Source organism: Zobellia barbeyronii (assembly GCF_018603515.1).
GTDB classification, from domain to species: Bacteria; Bacteroidota; Bacteroidia; order Flavobacteriales; family Flavobacteriaceae; genus Zobellia; species Zobellia barbeyronii.
The window spans coordinates 762,106-786,601 of the sequence record NZ_JACATN010000001.1 but is presented as its reverse complement, the minus strand read 5'-3'; the positions used below and the strand labels follow the sequence as shown (position 1 = coordinate 786,601).

Below are 24,496 nucleotides of genomic sequence, written 5' to 3'. Positions count from 1 at the left end.
TTGCGCATTTATATTTTAAAATACAAACATGTTTACTCGTTGTGATACTTTTAATAGATATTTATACTATATTCGTTGATATTATCAACTTAATATTATTTTGCGCAAATATTGTGCAAAATATAGTATAACGACAATTAGAAAGAATTAAAATGGGAAAAACGTACAAAATCGCTGTAGTTAATGGCGACGGAATAGGAGCTGAAATTGTTCCTGCTGGAGTTTCCGTGCTAGACGCGGTAGCCAATAAATATGGATTTAAACTAGATAAACAAGAGTTTCCTTTTGGAGCGGGATATTTTAAAGAGCATGGCAAATTCATGTCAGATGACGCTTTAGAAACCCTTAAAGAATTTGATGCTATATTTTTTGGTGCAGTAGGTTTACCAGAGGTAGATGATACGTTGCCTGCAAGAGATTATACATTTCGAGTAAGAACTTCCTTTGAGCAGTATGTAAATTATAGACCTGTAAAATTATTTCCAGGTGTAGAAAGTCCGCTTCGATATAAAACTGAAAAAGATATAGACTTTGTGGTTGTTCGGGAGAATAATGAAGGCGAGTTCGTTCAGAGCGGAAAAATAATGCATGGAGACAAGCCGGGAGGTATGGCCATGGATACCAGCATCTTTACTAGATTTGGTATTGAGAGAATTGCTCATTATTCTTTTAAATTGGCACGTAAACGAAACAGCAAAGTTACCAATGTAACTAAATCCAACACACTTATTAATAGTTTGGCCTATTGGGATAGGGTTATTGCAGAGGTGGCACAAGAGTACCCAGATGTAGAATATAGCAAAATGTATATTGATAATGCTTCGGCAAGTTTTGTATTGCGCCCAGAGATTTTTGATGTTATTTTGACAACCAACCTTTTTGGAGATATTTTATCCGATCTTGGTGGTGCCATTATGGGTAGTTTAGGTCTTGGAGGTAGTGGAAATATTAATCCTGAGAAAGATTTTCCTTCTATGTTTGAGCCTATTCATGGTTCTGCACCGGATATTGCGGGGCAGAACATTGCAAATCCAATTGGGCAAATTTGGTCTGCAGCAATTATGTTAGACCATTTAGGAGAAACCGAAGCGGCAAAAGAGATTATGGCAGGTATAGGTGCAACCACTTCCAAAGGTAACTTAACAAAGGACCTTCGCGGTACGGCCTCAACTTCTGAAGTTGCGGAAAGTGTAGTTCAGTTTATCAACGTAACAAAATTATCAACCATATAAAATAGAATGGTAAATAGAAAAATTATTGACCTCACTTTGCCTATTGAAGCAGGCGTTAAAGGAGTAGCTATAGACCAGACCAAAACTTTGGAAAAAGATGGTTGGAATGCTACCACCTTACACTTGTATTCTCATAGTGGTACCCATATGGATGCTCCTGTACATTTTGAGGTCAATGATCAGACTATAGACCAACTTCCTGTTGACCGCTTTGTTTCTGAAGCATGGGTTGTTAACCTTACGAATATCAAACCTAAAGAATCTATTACGGTTGCTCATTTGGGAGCTATTGCAGAAAAAGTAGAACAAGGACAAAGTTTGCTTTTACACACGGGTTGGAGTAAAAAATTGGGCACGGATGAATATCGTAATGCTTTACCTAGAATTAGTCCAGAGCTAGCCCATTGGCTAGGAGAAAAAAAGGTGAATATCCTTGGTGTTGAACCGCCCTCTGTAGCTGATGTTAATGTTATTGAAGAAGTAACGGAAGTGCATACGATTTTAATGAAAAACGACATCATTATAGTTGAAGGCCTTACCAATCTAGAAGCGCTTTCGCAGCCAAAAGTAACCTTGGTGGCTTTGCCATTAAAAGTTAAAAATGGCGACGGAGCTCCTGCGCGTATCATTGCAATAGAAAACTAGCCTTTTATGTCTCACTCAGCACTTTTAAAATCTATTGAAGAAGGAGACAAGCTTTTAGGGCATGAAGCAGAAATCCGTGCAGAGCTGGCCAAAAATCCAAAGTCCATTGTTATTTTAGATGATGACCCAACAGGCACCCAAACTGTGTGTAATGTTCCGGTAATTACAGAGTGGACGGAAGAAATTTTAGAGAAAGAATTACTAGCAAGTCCGGTATTTTTTATACTCACTAATTCTAGAAGTTTACAGGCAGAAGAAGCGAATGCTTTGGGTCAGTTGCTAGGAGAGCGATTGCAGAAATTAGCTGATAAACATCAAAAAAAATTAATTGTCATTAGCCGAAGCGATTCTACTTTAAGAGGGCATTACCCTAACGAAGTTGACGCTTTAGCAAAAGGAATGAATATAAATGAAGCAAGGCAAATATTGGCCCCTGCTTTTTTTGAAGGGGGACGCTATACTTTTGATGATATCCATTACGTAAAGGAGGGGAATAATTTCGTTCCTGCGGCAGAGACTCCGTTCGCAAAAGACAACACCTTTGGGTATACTTCATCTAATTTGAAAGATTGGATTGTTGAGAAATCGGAAGGCAAGGTAGATAAAAATAGTATTTCAAGCATTTCCGTTCAAGCCCTTAGAAATAGAATATCCGAAGAAATAAAATCGATAATAGAACAACCGGAGACAACCCATATTATAACGAACGCTACATCATATCCCGATTTGCAGGCAATGGCGCTTGCAATTTTAAAGAGTGATAGTTCTTTTGTTTTTAGAACTGCGGCTTCTTTTATCAATGCCATTTCGGGCATTGCTATTAAACCATGTTTAACAAAAGATCAAATTCTAAAAATCCCATCGCTAAATGGAGCACTTTTAGTGATTGGTTCCTATGTTCCCAAAACCACTGCTCAACTGGCGTATTTAAAAGAGCGAAGCAATGCGGTTTTCTTAGAATTGGATGTAACTAATGTGTTCGATATTGGAGTTTTCTGCAAAGAACTGGTCTTACTTGTCGAGAAAGTTGAAAGCAGTCTTAAAACAGGTAAAGACGTAGTCATTTTTACCAGTAGAGAAGTTAAAAAAGGAACCACAAAAAACGAGAGTCTTGATATCGTAAATAGGGTTTCTAATGCACTCATATCTGTAATTAAAAAAATTAGGGTGCAGCCTAAATATATTCTTGCAAAAGGAGGTATTACTTCTAGTGACATTGCTACAAAAGGCCTTAATGTGCGCCGTGCAAATGTTCTGGGACAAGTGCTTAAGGGAGTACCCGTTTGGCAGCTGGATAAGGATGCTAAATTTCCTAATATGGCGTATATTGTATTTCCTGGTAACGTTGGAGATGATATGGCCTTATATGAACTGATTTCCTTATTGAAATAAAAAATTATGAAGGAACAGGGCTATTTTCCGAAGCGGTATTTTATGGTTTTAGGGACTTTTCTATTGGCCTTGCTGCTTTATGTGGATCGTGTTTGCATTTCTGTAGCAAAGGAGCCAATTTCAGCAGCTTTGGATTTAAGCGATAAACAGATGGGATGGGTCTTGGCGGCCTTTTCGTTGGGGTATGCTCTTTTTCAAACTCCGGCCGGTATGCTTTCTGATTCTTTAGGTCCGCGAAAAGTACTTTCGGCTATTGTAGCTATTTGGTCCGTTTTTACTGCTTTAACCGGTGCTGCGTTTAATTTTATATCGCTATTAGTAGTACGTTTTCTTTTTGGTGCAGGTGAAGCTGGTGCTTTTCCAGGAATGTCAAGGGCTATTTATACGTGGATTCCCTTGCAAGAAAGAGGGCTTGTTACTGGTATTAATTTTTCTGGCTCTAGATTGGGGGCGGCATTCGCCCTTCCTGTAGTAGCTTGGATGATAGATGATTTTGGATGGCGGTCTTCTTTTATGATTTTAGGGGTCGTTGGTGTAGCTTGGGCAGTCGCTTGGTTTGTGTTTTTTAGAGATATGCCGGAAGAGCATCCCCATATTTCAAACGAAGAAAAAGAATTCATACTTGCCACAAGGCAGCCACAAGATACAGGGGTAAAAGCCAAAAAAATAAACATGGGCGACCTGTTGAAGTCCAAAAATATATGGTTGGCTATGGGGCAATACTTCTGTAGTAATTTTACTTTTTTCTTTGCTCTTACCTGGCTCTTCCCACACGTAAAAAGCGAGTATGGTCTAAACACTATGGAAGCCGGTTTATATACTGCAATTCCCTTAATTTTCGGTGCTTTTGGAAATTGGACATCAGGAGCACTTAGTGACCGTATCTATAAAAAAGGCAATTGGGACAGGTCTCGTATTCTTCCTGCTTCAATTGGGTTTTTTCTAGCTGCAGTAGGACTTATTGGAAGTATTTATATGGATTCAGTGGAAGGTGCCATTCTGTTTTTAAGTCTTGCTATTTTTGGTGCGGATATGACGTTGCCATCCTCATGGGCTTTCTGTGTAGATATTGGTAAAGAACATTCAGGAGCAGTATCAGGAACAATGAATATGGCAGGAAATATTGGTGCGTTTTTAACGGCATTGGCTTTTCCGTATTTACAGTCTTGGACAGAATCTACCACCCCATTCTTTGTAGTAGGGGCAGTTTTGAATAGTATTGCAATTCTAATGTGGTACAACATGAAACCTCAAAGGCATTTCTCTACCTATTAATAAAGGCGGTATGGTAAAATTAAAAGGAGTTTGTATAGGAGCGGGTTATTTTAGTCAGTTTCATTTTGAAGCATGGAAAAGAATCGATGCTGTTGAGATTGTTGGTGTTTGTGACTCGGTTAAAGAACGAGTAGAGGGCATAGTTGATACCTACGGTTTTAAGAAGGCTTACACTAGTGTTGAAGAAATGTTTCTTAATGAGAAGCCAGATTTTGTAGATATCATAACTCCTCCGGAAAGCCATTTGGAGCTTTGTAAATTAGCGGTAGCACATAACATTCAGATTATTTGTCAAAAACCTTTAGCACCTACTTTAGAGGAGGCTCAGGAGATTGAATCGCTTATTTCCAATTCCAGTGTTAGAATGATGGTGCACGAAAATTTCCGATTTCAACCCTGGCACCGGGAACTTAAAAAGCTTTTGGATACTCAGGTAATTGGTTCCAAATTACACACCATCAATTTGCGTATGCGAATGGGCGATGGTTGGCAGACCGATGCATATATGAACAGACAACCTTATTTTAGGGAAATGGAACGGTTGCTTATTTATGAAACTGGAATTCATTTTATAGATGTATTTAGATATCTGGGAGGAGAAATCACGGAGGTATACGCTAAACTTAGAACACTCAATACAAATATTAAAGGGGAAGATTTTGCTTGGGTCAACTTTGATTTTGCCAATGGCGGTCTTGGTTTTTTAGATGCAAATAGATATAATGAAAACACTTCCGAAGACCCAAGGTTAACCTTTGGTACCGTACTTATTGAAGGAGACAAGGGTAGTTTACGTCTTTATGATGACGGAAAGATTACCATTCAACTTTTGGGAAAAGAAGAGCAAGAACACAAGTATAGCTTTAAAAAACAAAATTTTGCAGGAGACTGTGTTTTTGCCACGCAGCAACATTTTGTCTCTAACCTTAGAGCGGGAACTCCCTTTGAAACCGACGTTGCCAGTTACATTCCGAATATTTTGGTATTGGAAAAAATCTACGAATCCAGCGCTAAAAAAATGCCTCTAAAGGTTTAAATTTATCCTCTACCAATTAAGTCTTAATTTCTAATTTTGCTTGTATTCATATGACCCTTTTGGTTGTAAGGTTTTGGCTTTTAGAACGACTTATATTTCCCTTTTAAAATGAATTTTTTGCAACGCACTGAGCTACATTAATTTAGTTCAAAAAAGGGGTTATTCTATAATTTTGATGATAGATTGATTATGAAAGAAATAAAAACAAATAAAATACCGTATTCCATATTAGAATTAGCAACCGTAGGAGCTGGTTTTACGCCAAAAGAAGTTTTTGATAATAGTTTAGAATTGGCCCAAAAAGCCGAAGAATTTGGATATAACCGTTTTTGGTTGGCGGAACACCATAATATGTTGAGTATTGCTAGTTCTGCTACTTCTGTGCTTATGGGGCACATTGCTGGCGGAACAAAAAAAATACGTGTAGGTTCAGGTGGTATAATGCTGCCAAACCACTCATCTCTGCTCATAGCGGAACAGTTTGGTACCTTGGCTTCATTGTACCCGGGGCGTATAGATTTAGGTCTAGGAAGGGCTCCGGGAACGGACCAGGTAACAGCGAACGCTATTAGGCCGGATAGAATGGAAGCGGTCTACCGTTTTCCTGAAGAAATGCATAACATTCAGAAGTATTTTTCAAAAGATAATAAGGATGCAAAAGTTAGGGCGCCTATTGCAGAGGGTGTAGACGTGCCTATCTATATTTTGGGTTCTAGTACCGATAGTGCTTATTTAGCGGCAAAAGAGGGGCTTCCTTATGTTTTTGCCAGCCATTTTGCACCTACACATCTCTTAGAAGCTTTAAATATTTATTACAATAATTTTCAGCCTTCAAAATATTTGCAAGAACCGTATTCGGTTGCCGCTATAAATGTGGTTGCTGCAGAAACTGATGAGGAAGCAGATACGATATCTACTTCTATGTTGCGTTTAATGTTGGGCGTTATGACCGGAAAGATTGATTATATGCAGCCAGCAATAAAAATGACGCCAGAATTAAAACAGGTTTCCGTAGACCCAGCATTTCAGCGTATGCTTAAATATTCTTTTGTTGGAAGCAAGGCCACAGTTAAAGAAAAAACGGAAGCTTTTATCAAACAGACAGGAGTAAATGAAGTAATTGCAGTTTCACATATTTACGACCAAAAAGATAGAATTAATTCGTTCCGTCTTTTCTCTGAGGTAATGAATGAAATGTAAAATTGATGAAGATTAGGCTATGATTTACGTAGCCTAATCTTCATCTTTCTTGTTGACCAACCCTTTTGTAAATTCGTTCAGGGTTTCTACTTTTTCCTCAAAATCACCCTTTATCGTCTTTCTGAACTCGTTGAGGTTCTTTACCAAATCATCTATGTTGTCTGGAATGACATCTTCAAAAAACTGACGTAATCGTTTGGCTGTAGTGGGAGATTTTCCATTGGTAGAAATAGCCACTTTTACATTTCCTTTGGTAACGATGCCACCCATATAGAAATCACAAAAAGGAGGGTTATCTGCTACGTTTACCAATATACTTTGCGCTCTACAATCATGATATACTTGCTCGTTTACCTTAACTATATCCGTTGTAGCAACTACCATGTGTTTTCCTTTTAAGAAGGTTTCATTGTACTCGTTTAAATGCATGGTAATTCCAAACTTATTGGCCAATGCAATTGTTTCTTCCCTAAACATGGGGGATACCATTTCTACTTGAGCATTAGGGCTTGACTTCAATAAAAAAGTCAATTTTTCTAAAGCTACATTTCCGCCGCCTACAATTAAAATATTTAAATTCGATACTTTAAGAAATACCGGGTACAGTTCATTCCGCTCCATGCTCTTCTTCTTGTTTTTCTGTTCTATAATTGATGGTAACACGCGTTCCTTCGCCTAGAATAGAATTAATAAACAGCCTTCCGTTTATATAATCTATTCGCTCTTTCATAAAAAAGAGTCCCATTCCGCCTTCGCTATTATTTTTAGGCACTTGACCTAAAATGGAATCGTCAAAACCTTTTCCATCATCATCAATTACAACACTTAAGATATCGTTTTTGTAATTAATGGTTACTAGTATATAACTTGCTTCGGCATATTTGATGGCATTATTGACTGCTTCCTGTACAACCCTATAAACGTTGGTTTCTGCTAGTGAATCAAATCTAATGTGTTCATCAGTCTTATTGTCAAAAAGAATTGTTTTCCCTGTCAGTTTAGACAGCTCTACCGTCATTTTTTGAAGTGCAGGAAAAATGCCATGATCACTAAGTTCTGGGGGAGTAAGGTTAAATGTGGCCGTACGCACACCCTTAATCAAATCTGAGGTCAGGGTCTTCAAGTAGGCAATCTTTTCTATTGTCTTATCCTTGTTCTCAGGATCAATAGATTCAATATTAAATTTTAAAGCGGTCAGCATTTGGCCAATTCCATCATGGATATCTTTGGCAATACGCTTCCGCTCCTCTTCTTGCCCCTCTACGATTTGGCTTGCTTGAACTTTTTTCTGAAGCATTCGTTCTTCAAAATTCTGTTTGGTAAGCTGCTCTACTTTAAGACTGTTTTCTTTACGCTCCGTAATGTCCGAACACAGAATAAGAATGCTTTGTTGCCTGCTAGATTGATGCATAGGCACTATGGACATGTCCAGCCAAAAATCCTTTCCTTCTAAAGTGGTGATTTTAATTTCCTCTGTACGGATTACATTTTTTCTATTACCCTTAAGCACCTCTCTAAGGTACTCTTGTTGGCCAGAGTCTGTTGTGAGAATTTCTGCTAAGGGCTTATTTAATTGGTTTTCGGTAATACCCAGCAAGCCTAGAAATTTTTTACTGATAAAAACAATGCTGCCATCTTTCCGTGCACTTGCAAACAGGGCTGCATTATCTATTACAAAATTCAGCTCTTGTAATTCTTGGAGGGATTTTTCTTTCTCTGAATACAGTTGCTGTACTTCTTTGGCGCGAGCATCTGAATTTACTTGGTTTTGCATTAGATTGCCAATAGTCTTACGAATTTGTAATGAAAGGGGTTTAAAGATAAACACAATCTCAAGTAACAATATGAGCAAGGAAATGCAAAGAAGGATATACTCTTTTTGCTTTAAGTTTTTTAGTTTGGTCTTACTGCGTTCGTCATATTGATTTACGATGTCATCCATCAGTTGTAGAAAACGATTTTCGTTTTGCAGTACAACAGCAACATTTTGTTCTAAACTAGCTTCAGTTAGACTATTATTATGATAAGAGGTAATTATTGTTTCTGCAGCTTGTACCATTGCCGAATGATGTGGCTCTAGCGTATTGAACAACTCTAAAATTTCAGTATCATCCTCATTGGGAAGGCCTTTATCTTTATCACCATTTTGTAAGGCAATATGAGAGTGTTTCCAAATAGAAATGGTCTTAGAGAGCTCTTTTATTTTTGGAGCAATTTCAGTTTTGAGAAAGTCGCTTTTAATGAGTAATAATTCCTTCGTCAACTTTTGACTGTAAGCTCTTTGGAACCCCGCTACATTAATAACACGAGAATCACTCAATTGCGAATTCAGGTGTAATTGAATCAAAATCTGTGAGATAATAATGGTGACAGCAATGCCTGCCAAAGCCCATAGATACCATTTTCTGATACTTAGAAAAGTCTCAGAATCTAAAGGTAATTGGGTTTTGTCATTTGGCATAGTACACGTATCAGGTAACTGCCCTTAAGTTAACCGGCTATGGCTTTAGACACCAACGCCAGTGAATTTTTAGAAAGGGGTAATTTTAATGCGGCCTTATGCCCTTCTTCAGACATTTTACGCCAGGTTTTTTGAAGAATATCAATAACCTTGGCATCTTCGTGTTCAGAAGCAAAAGGCTCAAAATAATGTTCTAAAAACACCAAACAGATAACATCTTCTAGGGTCTGGGTGTCTTCATTTTTTTTCAGTTGTTTTTTCTCCAACAAAAAAGCCACTTTATCAATAGTTGCTTGGTCATAACCAACCTCTTCTAAAATTGAAGTTGCTTTTTTTGCATGAAACTTTTTCAAGTCCTGACGCCATTTTAGATATCCCGCACGGTTCATTTCATAAGACTCCCGTGGAATCTCCCATCGGCAAATATGCTGAGACCTAGCTGTTAGCTTTAAAGCTTCAGGTGCTTTGGGTGCAAAATCGTTCAGCTTCTCCGTCATCCGAAGTGCATATAGCAACTCTTTTGGATATGTTTTTCCTGAAGGAGTTGTTTCTGTATGTGGATCTTGCCCATTTGCCTCATCGAACAATGTAAAGGCTTGCTGTAATTTATCAGAAATTGACATAGGTCTAAAATTTTGGTCTAAGATACAAATACCTTCAGACCTGTACGGAATCTATTCTATACCTATTGATGTCTTTTTCTAAAGATTTAGCTAAAAAGCAACTATTCTGAAAATCCAACAAATACAAATCCGTCTTCTACCTTAATGGGATAGGTGGCAATGGCGTCTAGAGTTCCGTTTAGGTTTTCTCCCGTTTTTAGCGAAAACGTGTTTTTATGAAGGGGACAAGCAACTTTTGGTTGCATGTTTTCTTCTCCGATCATACCACGTGAGAGTACCATTTCCATTTTATGTGGACATAAATTCTGACATGCGTACCATGTAGCTTGACGTGTAAAGTTGAAGACAGCAATTTGTTTGTCTTTATATTTTATACAGGCCCCACCATTTTTAGGAAATTTACTAGCTGGACCGGCTTTGAACCAGACCTTTACACTATCGGTTTTTACGCTTTCGTATGTACTTAAGTTTGCAATCATAATGTAATTTTTTTAGGATTGAGGTTATACCAAATCGGAAGTAGTTTCGTCAAGATTAAGTATAACCGTCACTTCGGTTTTTTAACTTCGATTAAGCCCACTCTTTAGGCATTTTTTGCTCTCGAAGTGATACAAATTCTATGTTATCATCTGTTTCTTCCGAGTTGATAAAGTGTGTATAACGCTCTCTTATCTCTGGAGTCTCTACAGCCTCTTTCCATTCACATTTGTATGTATTCACGAAGTTTTGCATGCCTGCGTCCAATTCTTCTACGATACCCAATGAGTCATTAATAACTACGTTTTTAAGGTATGTAATGCCACCTTCTAGTTTTTCTAACCAAGCAGATGTTCTAGTAAGTGGTGGTGCAGTTTTTATGTAGAACATCATAAAACGATCTACATATTTTATGGCTGTTTCCTTATCTACTTTTTCAGCAAGTAATTCAGCATGTCTTGGGGTTGCACCGCCATTTCCGCCTACGTATACGTTCCATCCGCCTTCAACGGCAATGAAACCAAAATCTTTAGAACGGGCTTCGGCACATTCTCGAATACAACCGGAAACACCGCCTTTAAATTTGTGTGGAGAGCGTATACCTTTGTATCTGTTTTCTATCTCAATAGCAAAACTTACACTTTCATCCATACCGTAACGGCACCATGTAGAACCAACGCAACTTTTCACGGTCCGAAGGGATTTTCCATAGGCTTGACCCGTTTCAAAACCTTCCGCTATAAGTTCTTCCCAAATAAGAGGAAGTTCGTGCAGTTTGGCGCCGAACATATCAATTCGCTGTCCTCCTGTTATCTTCGTGTATAAATCATATTTCTTAGCAATTCTACCCATAGCCATTAATTGTTTTGGAGAGATTTCCCCACCGGCTACTCTAGGTACTACGGAGTATGTTCCGTTTCGTTGTATGTTGGCCAAATAACGGTCATTACTATCTTGAATAGTTTCTTGACGGTTAGCCGTTTCATTATAAATACTTGCGAAAATAGAAGCAGCAAGAGGCTTACAGACTTCGCAGCCATCCCCTTTTCCAACTTCATCTAGCAATTGATCGTAATCTTGAACACCCTTGAGTTTTACAATATCATAGAGCTCCTGTCTAGAGTGGTCAAAATGTTCGCAAATACTTTCCTTGACCGTTTTCCCTAATGTCTTCAGACTTTCCTTCACTAAATCAGCAACCATTGGCTTACAACCTCCACAACCTGTGGTAGCTTTTGTAGCCTTTGCAACCTCTTTTACTGTTTCGTTGCCATCGTCTATTACGGAACAACAAACAGCTCCTTTAGTTACAGCTTCACAAGAACAGATTACTGCGGTATCAGGTAGGTCCATAGCACTTCCAAATGCTGAGCCACCTTCACCTCTTGAGCCCACTATGAGTTCTTCGGCATTATCTGGTAAAGGAAGGTTATTGAGGTACATTTGGTGTAGAATGCTATAATCTTCAGCATCACCAACCATAATCCCTCCTAACAAGGTTTTTCCGTCAAGGCTTACGTTTATTCTTTTATATAGTCCTTTAGTTTTGTTTTCGTAAATAATAGAAAGCCCCTTATCCGCAGGCATATAAGGAACCCCAAAACTAGCAACATCTACTCCTATCAGTTTCAGTTTGGTAGACATGTCTATTTCTGCGCTCATTACAACCTCTAAGCTTTCCATAATCTGATTTACGGCCACTTCTGCCATTTCATATCCTGGAGCCACAAGCCCATATATCATCTGATTGTAAAGTGCTACCTCTCCAATAGCAAATATATTAGGGTCAGAAGTTTGCATTCTATCATTAACTACGATACCACCGCGAACTCCCATTGCCAAATTACAGGTTTTACCAAGTTCATCACGAGGACGAATACCTGCTGAAATAACCAACATATCTACTTCTAGGGAATCGTCTTCACCAAAGTCCATTCCGGTTATGGCGCCATTTCCTAAAATACGATTGGTAGCTTTTCCTAAATGAATATTTATTCCTATGTTTTCTAAGGTAAGTTGAAGCACATTACTACTTCTGGAATCTAGCTGCCTTGGCATTAGTTTAGGTGCAAACTCCACTACATGTGGCTCTAGACCCATGTCCATTACTGCTTTACCCGCTTCTAAACCTAGAAGACCACCACCTAATATAGCGGCACGACCATCTGATTTTTTAGCCTTTATCTTTTCGGCATAATCTAGCATGGCTTCTAAATCTTCTATAGTACGGTATACGAATACACCTTCTTTTTCTACCCCGTTTATAGGAGGAACAAAAGGACTGGACCCTGTTGCGAGTACCAAATAATCATACGAGTATTCTTTGTCACTTCCGGTAGTTATTGTCTTTGTTTTACGGTGAATGTCCGTAACACGTTCGTTAACCACTAATTCTATGTTGTTTTCTGTATACCAACTAGCGGGAGCAAGTTCTAATGACTTAGCATCCCTGTTTCCAAAGAACTCACTAAGGTGCACACGGTCATAGGCTGCTCGGGGTTCTTCACCGAAAACGATGATTTTAAAATTTTTAGATTCTTCTCGGGCTGCGAGTTTTTCACAGAACTTGTATCCGACCATGCCGTTTCCGACAACAATAATAGTTTTCATAGGCTTCGATTTTAAACTACTTAGCAATATTACGTATAAATACGTACATGACATCTGTTTTTATGGAAATAATTACGTAGTTTTGTTGAGGAATTACCAAAACAATCCTATAAAATCACTAGGTATGAAAACAGTTAAGGAGCCAAAGGTTACATTAATAGGAGCAGGTCCAGGAAGCGCAGACCTTATCACAGTTAGGGGTTTGAAGGCTTTAAAGGCTGCTGATGTAGTGTTGTATGATGCTTTGATAGACGAAGACCTATTAATGCAGATTGATGAAAGTATTCCAAAATTATACGTAGGAAAACGTTGTGGAGTGCATTCCTTTAATCAGGATGATATTAATATATTGATAGTGGAAAGAGCATTTGAACATGGCCATGTGGTTCGTTTAAAAGGTGGTGATCCATTTGTCTTTGGAAGAGCTCATGAAGAGATAGCTTATGTAGAATCTTTTGGTATTCCGGTAACCGTAGTTCCTGGGGTTTCTAGTGCTATTGCCGTTCCATCTAGTCAAGGTATACCAATGACACGTAGAGGAGTTAGTAGTAGTTTCTGGGTAATGACGGCAACAAAAAGAGACGGCTCATTTTCTGAAGATTTAAAATTTGCATCTCAATCTTCTGCAACGATGGTTATACTAATGGGAGTTAGGAAGCTAGCTGAAATATCCGCCGAGGTAAGTAAATATAGAGGCTCTTCAACACCAATGGCAGTTATTCAGAATGGCACAATGCAAAATGAATCTTGTATAGTGGGCAATTTGGGAGGCATTGGTTCTGGTGCTTCTGATATAGATATTTCTAAACCCGGCATCATTGTAATAGGAGATGTGGTTGCTGAGCATCCTTCCTTTTTTGAAGAGGAGGTACAGCGTGTGCTTCATTCTAGCTTTTAAAGCGCCTACATATTACGGATACGTATTTTTCTATATAATCGCTCTATATCATGCTTGTAATAAGTCTTGTATAGAGCGATTTACTTTGGTAAAAATTCCATTTATTCAAAATTGACTTCACTTTTTCTGTAATTCTATATTTTTTGTTTGTTCTCTCTTTTAATATCGTAAAAATACTTAGAAATACATCAGTTTTTTAATATATACGTACTACTACGTATATAAATACGTAGTTTTGATTATCCTTAAACTTAAAACATCAGTATTATGGAAACACAATCTAAAAAATCGACTACTTTAAAACTGACCGATTTAAAAAGTATGCCAATCCGAACATTTTGGATTACTTCAATAGCATTCTTCATTTGCTTTTTTGCATGGTTTGGTATTGTACCTTTCATGCCAGACGTAGTTAAAGACTTAGGTCTTACTCCAGAGCAAAAATGGAACTCCATTATATTAGCAGTTACAGGAACCGTATTTGCTAGACTACTAATAGGTAAATTATGTGATAAGTATGGTCCTAGGTTATGTTATACGTACCTATTAATTATTGGTGCTATACCTGTTATCCTTTTAGGATTTGTACAAACCCCAACGCAATTTCTAGTTTGCCGCTTATTTATCGGTTTTATTGGGGCGTCTTTTGTTATTACTCAATTTCACACCTCTATAATGTTCGCGCCTAATATTGTTGGTACGGCTAACGCCACATCTGCAGGTTGGGGAAATTTAGGTGGTGGCGCTAACCGTTTAGGAATGCCTTTAATTGCAGCAGCCGTTGTTAGTTTTGGTGTTGCTGATGAAATAGCATGGCGTTATTCTATGGTAATAGCTGGTGTTATTGCCATGTTAATGGGTGTGGTGTATTACTTTTTTACACAAGATACTCCTGAAGGTAATTTTGCACAGTTGAAGGAAGAAGGTAGAATGCCTACTATAAAGAAAGATGAAGAAGGCTTTATGAGCGTTCTGAAAGATTATAGGGTATGGATTCTTTTTGTTGTTTACGGTGCTTCTTTTGGTATAGAACTAACTGTTTATGGAACAATGGATGATTACCTTCAGAACACCTTTGGTGTTTCACGGTCAATGGCCGGTAATTTAGTGCTTTCATTTGCTTTAATGAATATTTTCGCTCGTACGTTAGGTGGCTTTTTCGGAGATAGGTTCGGAAAATTAAAAGGCCTTCGTGGTAGGGTTCTTTTTCTGACGATGATTCTGGCCGTAGAAGGTGTTATGTTAACGATTTTTTCAACCACCACAAGCATTGCTTTCGGTATGATTTTCTTGATATTGTTCAGCCTTTCCGTACAAATGGCAGAAGGAGCAACTTTCTCTGTGGTTCCTTTTATAAATAAAAAAGCGATTGGTTCTATTTCCGGTATCGTAGGTGCAGGAGGAAACGTTGGAGCATTCATGGCTGCTATGTTTTTAAAATCAAAATCTTCAGTTGCTGAGACTGCGGCATTGGCTACTAATTCTAATTTGGGAGAAGAAGCTATGAAAGCTGCACAAGCTGCTGCAGCTTCTGGTGCAGTATCCAGTGGTTATTTTGTAATTGGTGGTTTCGTTGCTGTGACGGCATTAACTACCCTAGCCATTAAGTTCTCTACTGCCGATGAAAAAGCGGTAAAGGAAGAGCTAAAAGTTGAATTGGCATTCGCTGCCGCGGATAAATAAAATAGTAGTGAACTATGATTTCAATCTCAAATAAAACAAGTGGATTAACCAATGATATGAATTTGGTGAATACGGTTTGTATGGCTTGTTCCAACGAATACTGCTTGATAAAGAGAAACATGAAATCTTCAGTAGGTTCTACTTTTGTCAAACAGCGAAAGGAGATACGTTGTAAAAAAGGACAACAATTTATTATGGAAGGTGCCGCAGTAACTGGCCTTTTCTTTGTATTAAAAGGAAAGGTTAAAGTACTGCGCACAGGACTTCATGGTAAAGAACAAATTGTCCGTTTTGCTAAAGAAGGCGAAATTATTGGTCATAGGGGTTTTGGAACAGAAGAATCTTATACTATAAGTGCTGTTGCCCTTGAAGATTGCACGCTATGTTATTTTTCCAAAGAAAATCTACAAGAAGTATTACGAACAGAACCTACGTTTACTTATGACCTCATGTTATTCTATGCAAACGAACTGAATAAAAGCGAGGCAAAAGTAAAGACACTTTCACAGATGAGTGTCCGGGAAAGAGTTATTGATACCTTGTTGTATGTTCATAGAAAGTTCGGTCAGCAACATAATTTTATATCCATATTGTTAAGCCGAAGGGAGTATGCCGATTATGCCGGCACTACTGAGGAGCAAGTAATTCGTGTTTTTTCGGCTCTGAAAAAAGAAGAACTTATCGTAACCAAAGGCAAGCACATAGGTATTACCGATACCTCACTTTTGCAGCAGGAAATATCCGAACACAACTTCTATCTAGATAGCTAAGTCTCATTCCGCCTTACGCTTTACCACATTTTTTTAATAAGTAACAATACGTATCTATAAGTATATAGGTGCGTGTATTTTAATGTGCAGTAATTGTTTGTGTTACCTGAATAACCTGTTTTATAGCAGGTATTGGTATGGTGTAAAAAGAGGAAACAACCTATCATATCCCATATGTGAAAAAACTAATTACGTATATATTTGCCAAAAGTAAGTACTAATACGTAGTAAATAATTAAACCATACATTATGAAATCAATCTTTAAAAAAACAGCACTCTTTCTATCAGCAGCGATGCTCCTAGTAGCCTGCGGTGGAAAAGATGCTAAAAAAGCAACAACGGAAGAAGCAACAGAAGCAGTTACTTCAAAAACAAAACAATTAGATATTGAAAAGCCACAACTTACGTTTGGTTTTATCAAATTAACCGATATGGCACCTTTAGCTATCGCTAAAGAAAAAGGATTCTTTGAAGATGAAGGGCTTTTTGTTTCTGTAGAAGCACAATCCAACTGGAAAAACGTTTTAGACCGAGTTATTGATGGCCAATTAGATGGTTCGCATATGTTGGCAGGACAGCCTATTGCTGCTGGTGCAGGATTTGGAAGACAAGCTGAATTGGTGACTCCCTTTTCAATGGATTTAAATGGAAATGGGATTACGGTTTCTAACGATGTTTGGTCTAAAATGAAACCTAATGTACCCGTCGGTGCAGATGGCAAACCTGTGCATCCTATTAAAGCAGATGCTTTAAAGCCTGTAATTACTGAATACAAAAATAGCGGTAAGCCTTTTAAAATGGGAATGGTTTTTCCTGTTTCCACGCACAATTATGAAATACGTTATTGGTTAGCAGCTGCTGGTATTCACCCAGGTATGTATACTGCTGATAATGTTCAAGGTCAAATAGATGCTGAGGTATTACTATCTGTTACACCTCCGCCACAAATGCCAGCCACTTTAGAGTCAGGTACTATTTATGGCTACTGTGTAGGTGAGCCTTGGAATCAGCAAGCTGTTTTTAAAGGTATTGGTGTACCTGTAGTAACCAACTATGATATCTGGAAAAACAACCCTGAAAAGGTATTTGTAATGACAAAGAAATTCGTTAATGATAATCCAAATACTGCAGTTGCAGTTACCAAAGCAATGATTCGCGCAGGAAAATGGTTAGATGAACCATCAAATAGAGCAGAAGCTGTAAAAATTCTTTCCATGTCTCAGTACGTTGGTGCACCAGAAGAGGTATTAGCCAATTCTATGACGGGTACTTTCGAATTTGAAAAAGGCGATAAAAGAGATATGCCAGATTTCAATGTGTTCTATAAGTATAATGCTACCTATCCTTTCTACTCAGATGGTATTTGGTTCTTGACACAAATGCGCAGATGGGGACAAATCCCAGAAACAAAAACTACGGAATGGTATAGCGAAACGATTAAAGATATTTATCGTCCTGACATTTGGAAAAAAGCAGCAGACTTACTAGTTGCCGAAGGACAAATTCCTGCAACAGATGTTCCTGAAACCGATGGCTTTAAAGCAGCAACAACAGATTTTATTGACGGTACCTCTTATGATGCGAAAGACCCTATTGGTTACATCAATAGTTTCTCTATCGGAAACAAAGATTAAGGTTTACAGTACAATTTATCGAAGCAAAAGCATACAATCATGGAACAAGACATCACATTAAATAAAGAAGGACAAGGCCTAGCGTTTCTAAAACCTTTGGTGGCCAAATTTACTCCTAAGTTTCAAAAGGGAGATTTGGTACCATGGCTCAAAAAATCGGGCATTACCTTACTATCCATCCTACTATTTTTGGGACTCTGGCACATGGGTTCTAAGGCACTATATAATATAGAAGCGAATTACAAGATTGAAAAAGCATTGACTGAACAAGGTCAGGTTGCTGCTGATGCCGAGCGTGATTGTATCGCTTCCGGGGAAAGTAGTTGCCAGCCTAACACTTTGCCATCTCCTACTCAGGTATGGGCGTCATTGCAAACTTTAATTGCAGACCATAAAGTAATCAATGCAGACAAAGCGGCTTTTAATCAAAAGATGGCTGCAACAAATGCCAAATTAGTAGCAAAAGGTAAAAATGCTATTGTTTATACCGGTCGTGCCTCGTTTGTTGATATTGTGCTTACGAGTATAAAAACGGTGTTTGCGGGCTTCTTATTGGCGCTGCTAATTGCTGTACCTATTGGTGTCGTTATTGGTTTGAGTCCCTCGTTGCGGAGCGCTTTTAACTGGTTCATTCAAATTTTTAAACCGGTTTCTCCTGTAGTTTGGTACTTGCTTGTTTTTATGATTGTAAAAACCTTGTATATCGGAGATAGTTCTGATAATGCCTTTGTAATCTCTTTTATAAGTGTAGGCTTGTGCGCTATGTGGGCTACGTTGGTTAACACAGCAATGGGCGTCTCCTCCGTAGATAAAGATTATATCAATGTAGCAAAGGTTTTAAAACTAGGAACTTTTCAAAAAATATTTAAAGTGATTTTACCATCATCATTACCATTAATATTTACAGGATTACGAATTACGCTTTCGGTGGCTTGGATGGTATTGATTGCTATTGAACTATTAGCACAAAGTCAAGGTTTAGGCTTATTCGTTTGGGAGGAATTCCAAAATGGAGCTAACGATTCCAACGCGAAGATTATCGTTGCCATGTTTGTCATTGGTATTATTGGTTTTCTATTGGACAGAATTATGTTGAGTGTGCAGAATATGGTGTCTTTCAACAAAAACGAAGGAGTATAACCTCACCTAAAAAAATAGAAGATGGCATACCTAGAACTAAATAATGTTTATAAATCCTACGGAGAAGGAGATAACCGAACGGATGTATTATCCAATATTAACCTTTCCATTGAAGAAGGAGAGTTTGTTGCCATTGTAGGTTTTACAGGCAGTGGAAAAACAACCTTAGTAAACTTAATTAACGGACTCTTAAAACCCACAAGTGGTGAGGTTTTATTTAAAGGAGAACCGGTAGTTGATACCAGTCATGAACGAGGGGTGATTTTTCAAAACTATTCTTTGTTACCGTGGTTAACTGTAGGGCAGAATGTATATATGGCGGTAAAAGAGGCTTTTCCAAAAGAAAAGAAAGCTTTTCTAATGAAACGTGTAAAGGATTATGTGGGGATGGTAAGTTTAACACCGGCCATTAATAAAAGACCTAAAGAATTATCTGGAGGAATGCGCCAACGTGTTGCGGTTGCAAGAGCCTTAGCGATGAATCCGGAAATGATAATAATGGATGAGCCTTTAGGTGCTTTAGATGCTTTGACTAGAGGAAATTTACAAGATGAAATATTGAATATCTGGAGTCAAGATAAGCGTACCGCTTTATTGATTACTAATGATGTTGATGAGGGTATTTATATGGCAGATAGAATTATCCCTTTAAAACCAGGCCCCAATGCAACTTTAGGTCCGGAATTTAAAATTGATATTGAACGACCTCGCGACAAAACAGCTATGAATGATAATCCTAATTTCAAAAAGACCAGAAATGCCATCATAGAATATTTGATGGATATTGGCGAGGCACGTAAATCAGTTTCTAACGAAATCTATGAGCTTCCTGATATAGCACCTAAAAGTTTTGTGGCCTAATAAAAAAATAACCAATGAGCACAGAAACCATACTTAACAAAGGCACAACGCAGAACGGAATTGTATTTCCTTCAAAAGTGATGCTGGATTTATCTAACCTAAAGAAAGTGTATCCCACACCTAAAGGGGATTATGTGGTATTAGAAAATCTAAACCTTCAGATTATGAAGGAAGAATTTGTAACTATCATCGGGCATTCTGGTTGTGGAAAAACTACGATGCTTTCTATGATTGCAGGCTTGAACCCTATTTCTGGGGGAAATATTGCCGTTTTAGGAAATCCTGTCAAAGGGCCAGGACCAGATCGTGGCGTTATTTTTCAATCTCCCAGTTTAATGCCGTGGATGACCGCTTTAGAAAATGTGCTTTTGGGCGTGAACCAGGTATTTCCTCATGCTACCAAAGCACAACGCAAAGATATTGCCAAATACTACTTACATAAGGTAGGTCTTGATGGCGCTTTTGATAAAAAAGCTATTGAATTGTCACAAGGTATGCAGCAACGTGTAGGTATTGCAAGAGCTTTTGCAATCAAGCCTAAAGTATTGTTGTTAGATGAACCTTTTGGAATGCTAGATTCTTTAACTCGTGGTGAATTGCAAGACATCTTAATTGAAATATGGAACAAAGAAAAAATTACCGCGGTCATGATTACTCATGATGTGGACGAGGCCATTTTCCTGGCAGATCGCGTCGTGATGATGACTAGCGGACCAAGTGCAAAAATTGGTGATATCCTAGATATAGAGTTTGAAAGACCTCGTACAAGAAAATCAGTTTTAGAACATGACGATTACTACACCTACAGAAAACATTTAATTGACTTTTTAGAACATTAAACCATAACAACAAACTTTTTTAATATACCTAGATTATGAAAAGACAGTACACATTAATAATCCTACTAGTCCTATCGATTCAGTTTGCTTCTGCACAATTTGAACTCGATGGTGAGTTTAAACCTCGTACCGAATACCGAAATGGTTTTGGTAGTATTATTCCGGATGCAGCTGATGCAGGCTTTGGAATTGCTACTCGGTTACGTTTGAACGCGGGCTATCAAACGGAAGCGTTTAAATTCTATATGAGCCTTCAAGATGTAATGGTTTGGGGAGAAAATAGACAATTAAAACCTGAGGACAGTAATAATTCGTTTTCTGTTTTTCAAGCTTGGGCAGATATTAAATTAGGTGAAGGATTCTCTACAAAAATAGGTCGCCAAATGCTCGTGTATGATGACCAAAGAATTCTTGGTGGAGTTGATTGGGCCATGCAAGCTCGTAATCATGATGCAGCTTTATTAAAGTATGGTAAAGGAAAGTTCATGATAGACCTAGGTCTAGCTTTTAATCAAGATTTTACAGCTACCACCGCAAACCCAGGTGGATTTCAGTCTGCAGGTACGGCTTATAATACCACGGGATTCTTCTCTTATAAAAGCATGCAATACTTATATGCGAAACATAAGGGGGAAGCCTTTTCTGTTAGTGGGCTCATCTTGAACAATGGTTTCCAGAATTTTACTGGCGAAGCAGATGCACTTGTAGCAGATGGTGTTAGCAATTTAATTACTTTGGGTACGCACTTAGATTATAAAAAAGGAAATTTTGGAGCTGCATTTAATGGGTATCTACAAACTGGGGAGCGCCAAAATAGTGTAGATGTAAGCGGGGCATATCTTTTAGGATTAGACCTGAGCTACAAAGTATCAAAAGGTGTTTCTTTAGGGCTTGGAGCTGAGATTATTAGCGGAAATGATGCAAGTACTACGGATAAGACAGAAGCGTTTTTTCCACTCTATGGAACGAACCATAAATTCAATGGGTTTATGGATTATTTCTACGTAGGGAATCATGCCAATTCAATAGGACTTACAGATATTCATGCTAGTGCCAAATTTGCATTAGGTGAAACTTCTAGTTTATTGGTGAAAGTTTTGAATTTTAGTGGAGAACAAGAATTGGGAAGTGGTGAAAAATCACTGGGTACCGAAGTTGACTTGGTTTTTGCTAAAAACTTCAAAGGATACGGTCTGGCAATTGGTTACTCACAAATGTTTGCTAGTGATGGTATGTACGAATTAAAGGGAATTACGGAAGATGCTGCCGGTAGCGTTCAAAACTGGGCATGGGTACAGTTAACCATGAAACCTAAGTTTTTGAACACGGCAAAAGAATAGTCCACATTTATAAAGATGCTTCGATAGGGCCGTTACAACCTTTTTGTTGTAGCGGTTCTTTTTTTATATGTAATTCTACTTAAATGGTGTGTATTTCACATCTATAGATTGTCCTGAGTATAAATGGAGACATAATAATCAGGTTTTTATTCTTAGCCTAAGGATAGTCATAGGTTATTGTAAATCTACCTTTGTAAAAATCCACTATATTTGTACGTATAAATACGCATATTTTGAACCAGACAACAAGTATCATTTTAGCGGACGACCATTCATTGGTTCGTGACGGCATAAGGGCTTTATTAGAAAGCGAATCTGACTTAAAAGTTATTGGAGAAGCTTCTGACGGTGTTGAAGCGATTGAAATGGTGAACAAAAACTCACCTGATCTATTAATTATCGATATCAGAATGCCGCGTATGACCGGTATAGAGGCTGTTGAAAAACTCAATGCCCAAAATTCACCAGTTAAATGTATTATTCTTTCCATGCACGATTCGGAAGAGTATATTTTAAAGTCTGTGAAGGCCGGAGCTCTTGGTTACCTTTTAAAAGATACAGGGAAAACGGAATTTATTAAGGCTATTCATACCGTTAGAGACGGCGGTAAGTATTACAGTGGTGATATTTCTAATGTTTTGGTTAATAATTTATTGAGTTCATCTGCGAAAATAACAGAAGCACCTGTAAAAGCTGTTCCCACAAGTAATGAGTTTGATTTGACCAATAAAGAACTTCAGGTGCTGGAATTGGTTCTGTCTGGTTTGACGAATAAGCAAATCTCTGAAAAACTTCAGAATAGTAAGCGTACGGTAGAAACACACCGTTTTAACCTTATGCGTAAAATGGAGGTCAAGAATTTAATAGACCTTTCAAAAAAAGCACAGCAGTTTAATTTGGTTTAGTTTTCTGCATTTCATCTTTACTTTGTGATTTACTAATTCGGTACTATTCCTGTACATGAAACATGCTATCTTTTATCATATTTATCCTTTAGGCCTTTTGGGTGCGGAGAAAACCAATGATTTGGCTTCTATTCCGGTTGATAGATTTTCAGAGCTTAATGGTTGGTTGGAGCATATGGTAGACTTAGGGTGCAACGCACTCTATATAGGTCCAGTGTTTGAATCATCAACCCATGGCTACGATACTGCAGACTATTATGAAGTAGACAGAAGATTAGGTGATGATGCTTCCTTAATCGCTTTCATAGAGAAAGCCCAGGAGTTCGGAATAAAAGTGGTTTTAGATGGGGTTTTCAATCATGTGGGCAGGGATTTCTTCGCTTTCAAAGACCTTCAAGAATTTGGGAAGAATTCAAAATATACTGATTGGTTTTCAAATGTAAATTTTAAGAAGAAAAGCCCCTTAAAGGATGCTTTTACCTATGATACTTGGGCAGGCTACTATCAACTAGTAAAACTTAATCTTAAAAATAAGGAGGTCCGTGATTACCTTTTTGGTGCGGTTAAAAAGTGGATTGAAATTTATAAAATTGATGGCCTGCGTTTGGATACTGCAGATGTGTTAGATTTTGATTTTATGAAAGAACTTAGGCTCTTTTGTAAAAAAGAAAATCCGGAGTTTTGGTTAATGGGGGAAGTAGTTCATGGCGATTATAATAAGTGGGTAAATCCTGTTATGTTAGATTCCGTTACCAATTATGATTACCACACTCCTATTTATGAAAGCTTTAATCTAAAGGATTTTAGTAAAATTTCCGAAATGGTGGAACTAGATTTTGGCCCTAAAGGAGTTTATAAAAATCTGGAACTCTATTCTTTTGTGGATAATCATGACGTTAACCGTGCCGCTAGTACTTTGAAGAAGCCAGAGCATTTATTTCCATTATACCTTCTACTGTTTACGCTACCAGGAATACCTGCTATTTACTACGGAAGTGAGTGGGGTTTTGAAGGAAAGAAAACTGCACATAGCGATTATTTGTTGCGCCCACGGGTAAAGCTAAATGACTTAGGGGCGCAGGCAAAACATCCGAAGCTGTTAGAAGCCATAAAACAATTTATACTAGTTCATAAGAATTGCGAAACCCTTGTAAATGGTTCTTATGAGACATTGTTGGTTACCAATCAACAATACGCTTTCTCTAGAAAAAGTACGTATAAGACCATTGTTATAATTGTAAATGCTTCAAACAAATCAGTTAAAGTAAATGTTGATTTTAAAGGGTTGTCCTCAGGAGTTTATACGGATCTTTTGAACACCGGATATACTTCAACATCCAATAAAACAGGTCTTTCTGTAGAAGTTCCACCATGCTGGGGACGCATCTTGAGTCATTGATCGAAAAGTAGTGAAAAGGCTCTTTTTTTGTTGATGTACGATTAAAACCTCAAACTATTACGAAAAAAACACTAC

21 protein-coding genes are annotated in these 24,496 nt (G+C 37.9%); 16 read left to right on the top strand and 5 right to left on the bottom strand.

All coding sequences use genetic code 11. The features are described 5' to 3' along the window. Positions 1–152 precede the first annotated feature (152 nt). The 6 genes from HW347_RS03155 (at position 153) to HW347_RS03130 (ending at position 6,780) form a co-directional block, all read left to right on the top strand. Positions 153–1,232, top strand: a complete 1,080-nt coding sequence (locus HW347_RS03155; protein ID WP_214610483.1) for an isocitrate/isopropylmalate dehydrogenase family protein — start codon at positions 153–155, stop codon at positions 1,230–1,232. 6 nt (positions 1,233–1,238) lie between these two features. After that, positions 1,239–1,877, top strand: coding sequence for a cyclase family protein (locus HW347_RS03150; RefSeq protein ID WP_214610482.1), 639 nt, complete (start codon positions 1,239–1,241; stop codon positions 1,875–1,877). Positions 1,878–1,883: 6 nt separating this feature from the next. Beyond that, the gene (locus tag HW347_RS03145; RefSeq protein WP_214610481.1) at positions 1,884–3,269 is read left to right on the top strand and encodes a four-carbon acid sugar kinase family protein; all 1,386 of its coding nucleotides are present in this window, start codon (positions 1,884–1,886) and stop codon (positions 3,267–3,269) included. 6 nt (positions 3,270–3,275) lie between these two features. Next, positions 3,276–4,544, top strand: coding sequence for an MFS transporter (locus HW347_RS03140; protein ID WP_214610480.1), 1,269 nt, complete (start codon positions 3,276–3,278; stop codon positions 4,542–4,544). A 10-nt stretch (positions 4,545–4,554) separates the two neighbouring features. Next, positions 4,555–5,580 carry a Gfo/Idh/MocA family protein gene (locus HW347_RS03135; RefSeq protein ID WP_214610479.1) on the top strand — a complete coding sequence of 342 codons (1,026 nt, stop codon included), beginning with the start codon at positions 4,555–4,557 and terminating at the stop codon, positions 5,578–5,580. Between the two features lie 189 nt (positions 5,581–5,769). Beyond that, on the top strand, positions 5,770–6,780 hold the full coding sequence (locus HW347_RS03130; RefSeq protein WP_214610478.1) for an LLM class flavin-dependent oxidoreductase: 1,011 nt from the start codon (positions 5,770–5,772) through the stop codon (positions 6,778–6,780). A 33-nt stretch (positions 6,781–6,813) separates the two neighbouring features. On the opposite strand, the gene HW347_RS03125 is transcribed toward HW347_RS03130, so the two are convergent. The 5 genes from HW347_RS03125 to nirB form a co-directional block, all read right to left on the bottom strand. Further along, positions 6,814–7,401: a precorrin-2 dehydrogenase/sirohydrochlorin ferrochelatase family protein gene (locus HW347_RS03125; RefSeq protein WP_214610477.1), complete on the bottom strand. Its 588-nt coding sequence runs from the start codon at positions 7,399–7,401 to the stop codon at positions 6,814–6,816. Then, complete coding sequence (locus HW347_RS03120; RefSeq protein WP_214610476.1) at positions 7,388–9,241, bottom strand: PAS domain-containing sensor histidine kinase; 1,854 nt, start codon at positions 9,239–9,241, stop codon at positions 7,388–7,390. The genes HW347_RS03125 and HW347_RS03120 overlap by 14 nt, the downstream gene beginning before the upstream one ends. A 29-nt stretch (positions 9,242–9,270) precedes the next feature. Then, on the bottom strand, positions 9,271–9,864 hold the full coding sequence (locus HW347_RS03115) for a DUF4202 domain-containing protein (RefSeq protein WP_155595374.1): 594 nt from the start codon (positions 9,862–9,864) through the stop codon (positions 9,271–9,273). 101 nt (positions 9,865–9,965) lie between these two features. Further along, complete coding sequence (gene nirD / locus HW347_RS03110) at positions 9,966–10,343, bottom strand: nitrite reductase small subunit NirD (RefSeq protein WP_214610475.1); 378 nt, start codon at positions 10,341–10,343, stop codon at positions 9,966–9,968. 91 nt (positions 10,344–10,434) lie between these two features. Then, entirely contained in the window at positions 10,435–12,951 is a 2,517-nt protein-coding gene (gene nirB / locus HW347_RS03105; protein ID WP_214610474.1) for a nitrite reductase large subunit NirB, read from the bottom strand. Positions 12,952–13,075: 124 nt separating this feature from the next. On the opposite strand from nirB, the gene cobA reads away from it, so the two are divergent. The 10 genes from cobA to HW347_RS03055 all read left to right on the top strand — a co-directional run bounded on the left by cobA (position 13,076) and on the right by HW347_RS03055 (position 24,421). Then, positions 13,076–13,849 (top strand): uroporphyrinogen-III C-methyltransferase, encoded by a 774-nt coding sequence (gene cobA, locus HW347_RS03100; RefSeq protein WP_214610473.1) that lies wholly within the window; start codon positions 13,076–13,078, stop codon positions 13,847–13,849. Positions 13,850–14,116: 267 nt separating this feature from the next. Then, a complete protein-coding gene (locus tag HW347_RS03095) occupies positions 14,117–15,532 on the top strand; it encodes an MFS transporter (protein ID WP_214610472.1) in 1,416 nt (471 codons plus the stop codon). Between the two features lie 14 nt (positions 15,533–15,546). After that, on the top strand, positions 15,547–16,302 hold the full coding sequence (locus HW347_RS03090) for a Crp/Fnr family transcriptional regulator (protein WP_225901797.1): 756 nt from the start codon (positions 15,547–15,549) through the stop codon (positions 16,300–16,302). Between the two features lie 249 nt (positions 16,303–16,551). Beyond that, complete coding sequence (locus HW347_RS03085) at positions 16,552–17,937, top strand: CmpA/NrtA family ABC transporter substrate-binding protein (protein ID WP_214610471.1); 1,386 nt, start codon at positions 16,552–16,554, stop codon at positions 17,935–17,937. Between the two features lie 39 nt (positions 17,938–17,976). Next, entirely contained in the window at positions 17,977–19,077 is a 1,101-nt protein-coding gene (locus HW347_RS03080) for an ABC transporter permease (protein ID WP_214610470.1), read from the top strand. Between the two features lie 21 nt (positions 19,078–19,098). Then, positions 19,099–19,938 (top strand): ABC transporter ATP-binding protein, encoded by an 840-nt coding sequence (locus tag HW347_RS03075; protein ID WP_013992993.1) that lies wholly within the window; start codon positions 19,099–19,101, stop codon positions 19,936–19,938. 14 nt (positions 19,939–19,952) lie between these two features. Further along, positions 19,953–20,777 carry an ABC transporter ATP-binding protein gene (locus tag HW347_RS03070; RefSeq protein WP_194533212.1) on the top strand — a complete coding sequence of 275 codons (825 nt, stop codon included), beginning with the start codon at positions 19,953–19,955 and terminating at the stop codon, positions 20,775–20,777. Positions 20,778–20,812: 35 nt separating this feature from the next. Beyond that, complete coding sequence (locus HW347_RS03065) at positions 20,813–22,117, top strand: alginate export family protein (RefSeq protein ID WP_214610469.1); 1,305 nt, start codon at positions 20,813–20,815, stop codon at positions 22,115–22,117. A 233-nt stretch (positions 22,118–22,350) separates the two neighbouring features. Next, a complete protein-coding gene (locus tag HW347_RS03060; RefSeq protein ID WP_214610468.1) occupies positions 22,351–23,022 on the top strand; it encodes a response regulator transcription factor in 672 nt (223 codons plus the stop codon). 55 nt (positions 23,023–23,077) lie between these two features. Then, positions 23,078–24,421 (top strand): alpha-amylase family glycosyl hydrolase, encoded by a 1,344-nt coding sequence (locus HW347_RS03055; RefSeq protein ID WP_214610467.1) that lies wholly within the window; start codon positions 23,078–23,080, stop codon positions 24,419–24,421. Positions 24,422–24,496: the final 75 nt, after the last annotated feature.

Bases quoted from the DNA above. Each gene is read 5' to 3' on its own strand.
- HW347_RS03155 (WP_214610483.1), top strand. From the start codon at position 153: ATGGGAAAAACGTACAAAATCGCTGTAGTTAATGGCGACGGAATAGGA.
- HW347_RS03150 (WP_214610482.1), top strand. From the start codon at position 1,239: ATGGTAAATAGAAAAATTATTGACCTCACTTTGCCTATTGAAGCAGGC.
- HW347_RS03145 (WP_214610481.1), top strand. From the start codon at position 1,884: ATGTCTCACTCAGCACTTTTAAAATCTATTGAAGAAGGAGACAAGCTT.
- HW347_RS03140 (WP_214610480.1), top strand. From the start codon at position 3,276: ATGAAGGAACAGGGCTATTTTCCGAAGCGGTATTTTATGGTTTTAGGG.
- HW347_RS03135 (WP_214610479.1), top strand. From the start codon at position 4,555: ATGGTAAAATTAAAAGGAGTTTGTATAGGAGCGGGTTATTTTAGTCAG.
- HW347_RS03130 (WP_214610478.1), top strand. From the start codon at position 5,770: ATGAAAGAAATAAAAACAAATAAAATACCGTATTCCATATTAGAATTA.
- HW347_RS03125 (WP_214610477.1), bottom strand. From the start codon at position 7,401: ATGGAGCGGAATGAACTGTACCCGGTATTTCTTAAAGTATCGAATTTA.
- HW347_RS03120 (WP_214610476.1), bottom strand. From the start codon at position 9,241: ATGCCAAATGACAAAACCCAATTACCTTTAGATTCTGAGACTTTTCTA.
- HW347_RS03115 (WP_155595374.1), bottom strand. From the start codon at position 9,864: ATGTCAATTTCTGATAAATTACAGCAAGCCTTTACATTGTTCGATGAG.
- nirD (WP_214610475.1), bottom strand. From the start codon at position 10,343: ATGATTGCAAACTTAAGTACATACGAAAGCGTAAAAACCGATAGTGTA.
- nirB (WP_214610474.1), bottom strand. From the start codon at position 12,951: ATGAAAACTATTATTGTTGTCGGAAACGGCATGGTCGGATACAAGTTC.
- cobA (WP_214610473.1), top strand. From the start codon at position 13,076: ATGAAAACAGTTAAGGAGCCAAAGGTTACATTAATAGGAGCAGGTCCA.
- HW347_RS03095 (WP_214610472.1), top strand. From the start codon at position 14,117: ATGGAAACACAATCTAAAAAATCGACTACTTTAAAACTGACCGATTTA.
- HW347_RS03090 (WP_225901797.1), top strand. From the start codon at position 15,547: ATGATTTCAATCTCAAATAAAACAAGTGGATTAACCAATGATATGAAT.
- HW347_RS03085 (WP_214610471.1), top strand. From the start codon at position 16,552: ATGAAATCAATCTTTAAAAAAACAGCACTCTTTCTATCAGCAGCGATG.
- HW347_RS03080 (WP_214610470.1), top strand. From the start codon at position 17,977: ATGGAACAAGACATCACATTAAATAAAGAAGGACAAGGCCTAGCGTTT.
- HW347_RS03075 (WP_013992993.1), top strand. From the start codon at position 19,099: ATGGCATACCTAGAACTAAATAATGTTTATAAATCCTACGGAGAAGGA.
- HW347_RS03070 (WP_194533212.1), top strand. From the start codon at position 19,953: ATGAGCACAGAAACCATACTTAACAAAGGCACAACGCAGAACGGAATT.
- HW347_RS03065 (WP_214610469.1), top strand. From the start codon at position 20,813: ATGAAAAGACAGTACACATTAATAATCCTACTAGTCCTATCGATTCAG.
- HW347_RS03055 (WP_214610467.1), top strand. From the start codon at position 23,078: ATGAAACATGCTATCTTTTATCATATTTATCCTTTAGGCCTTTTGGGT.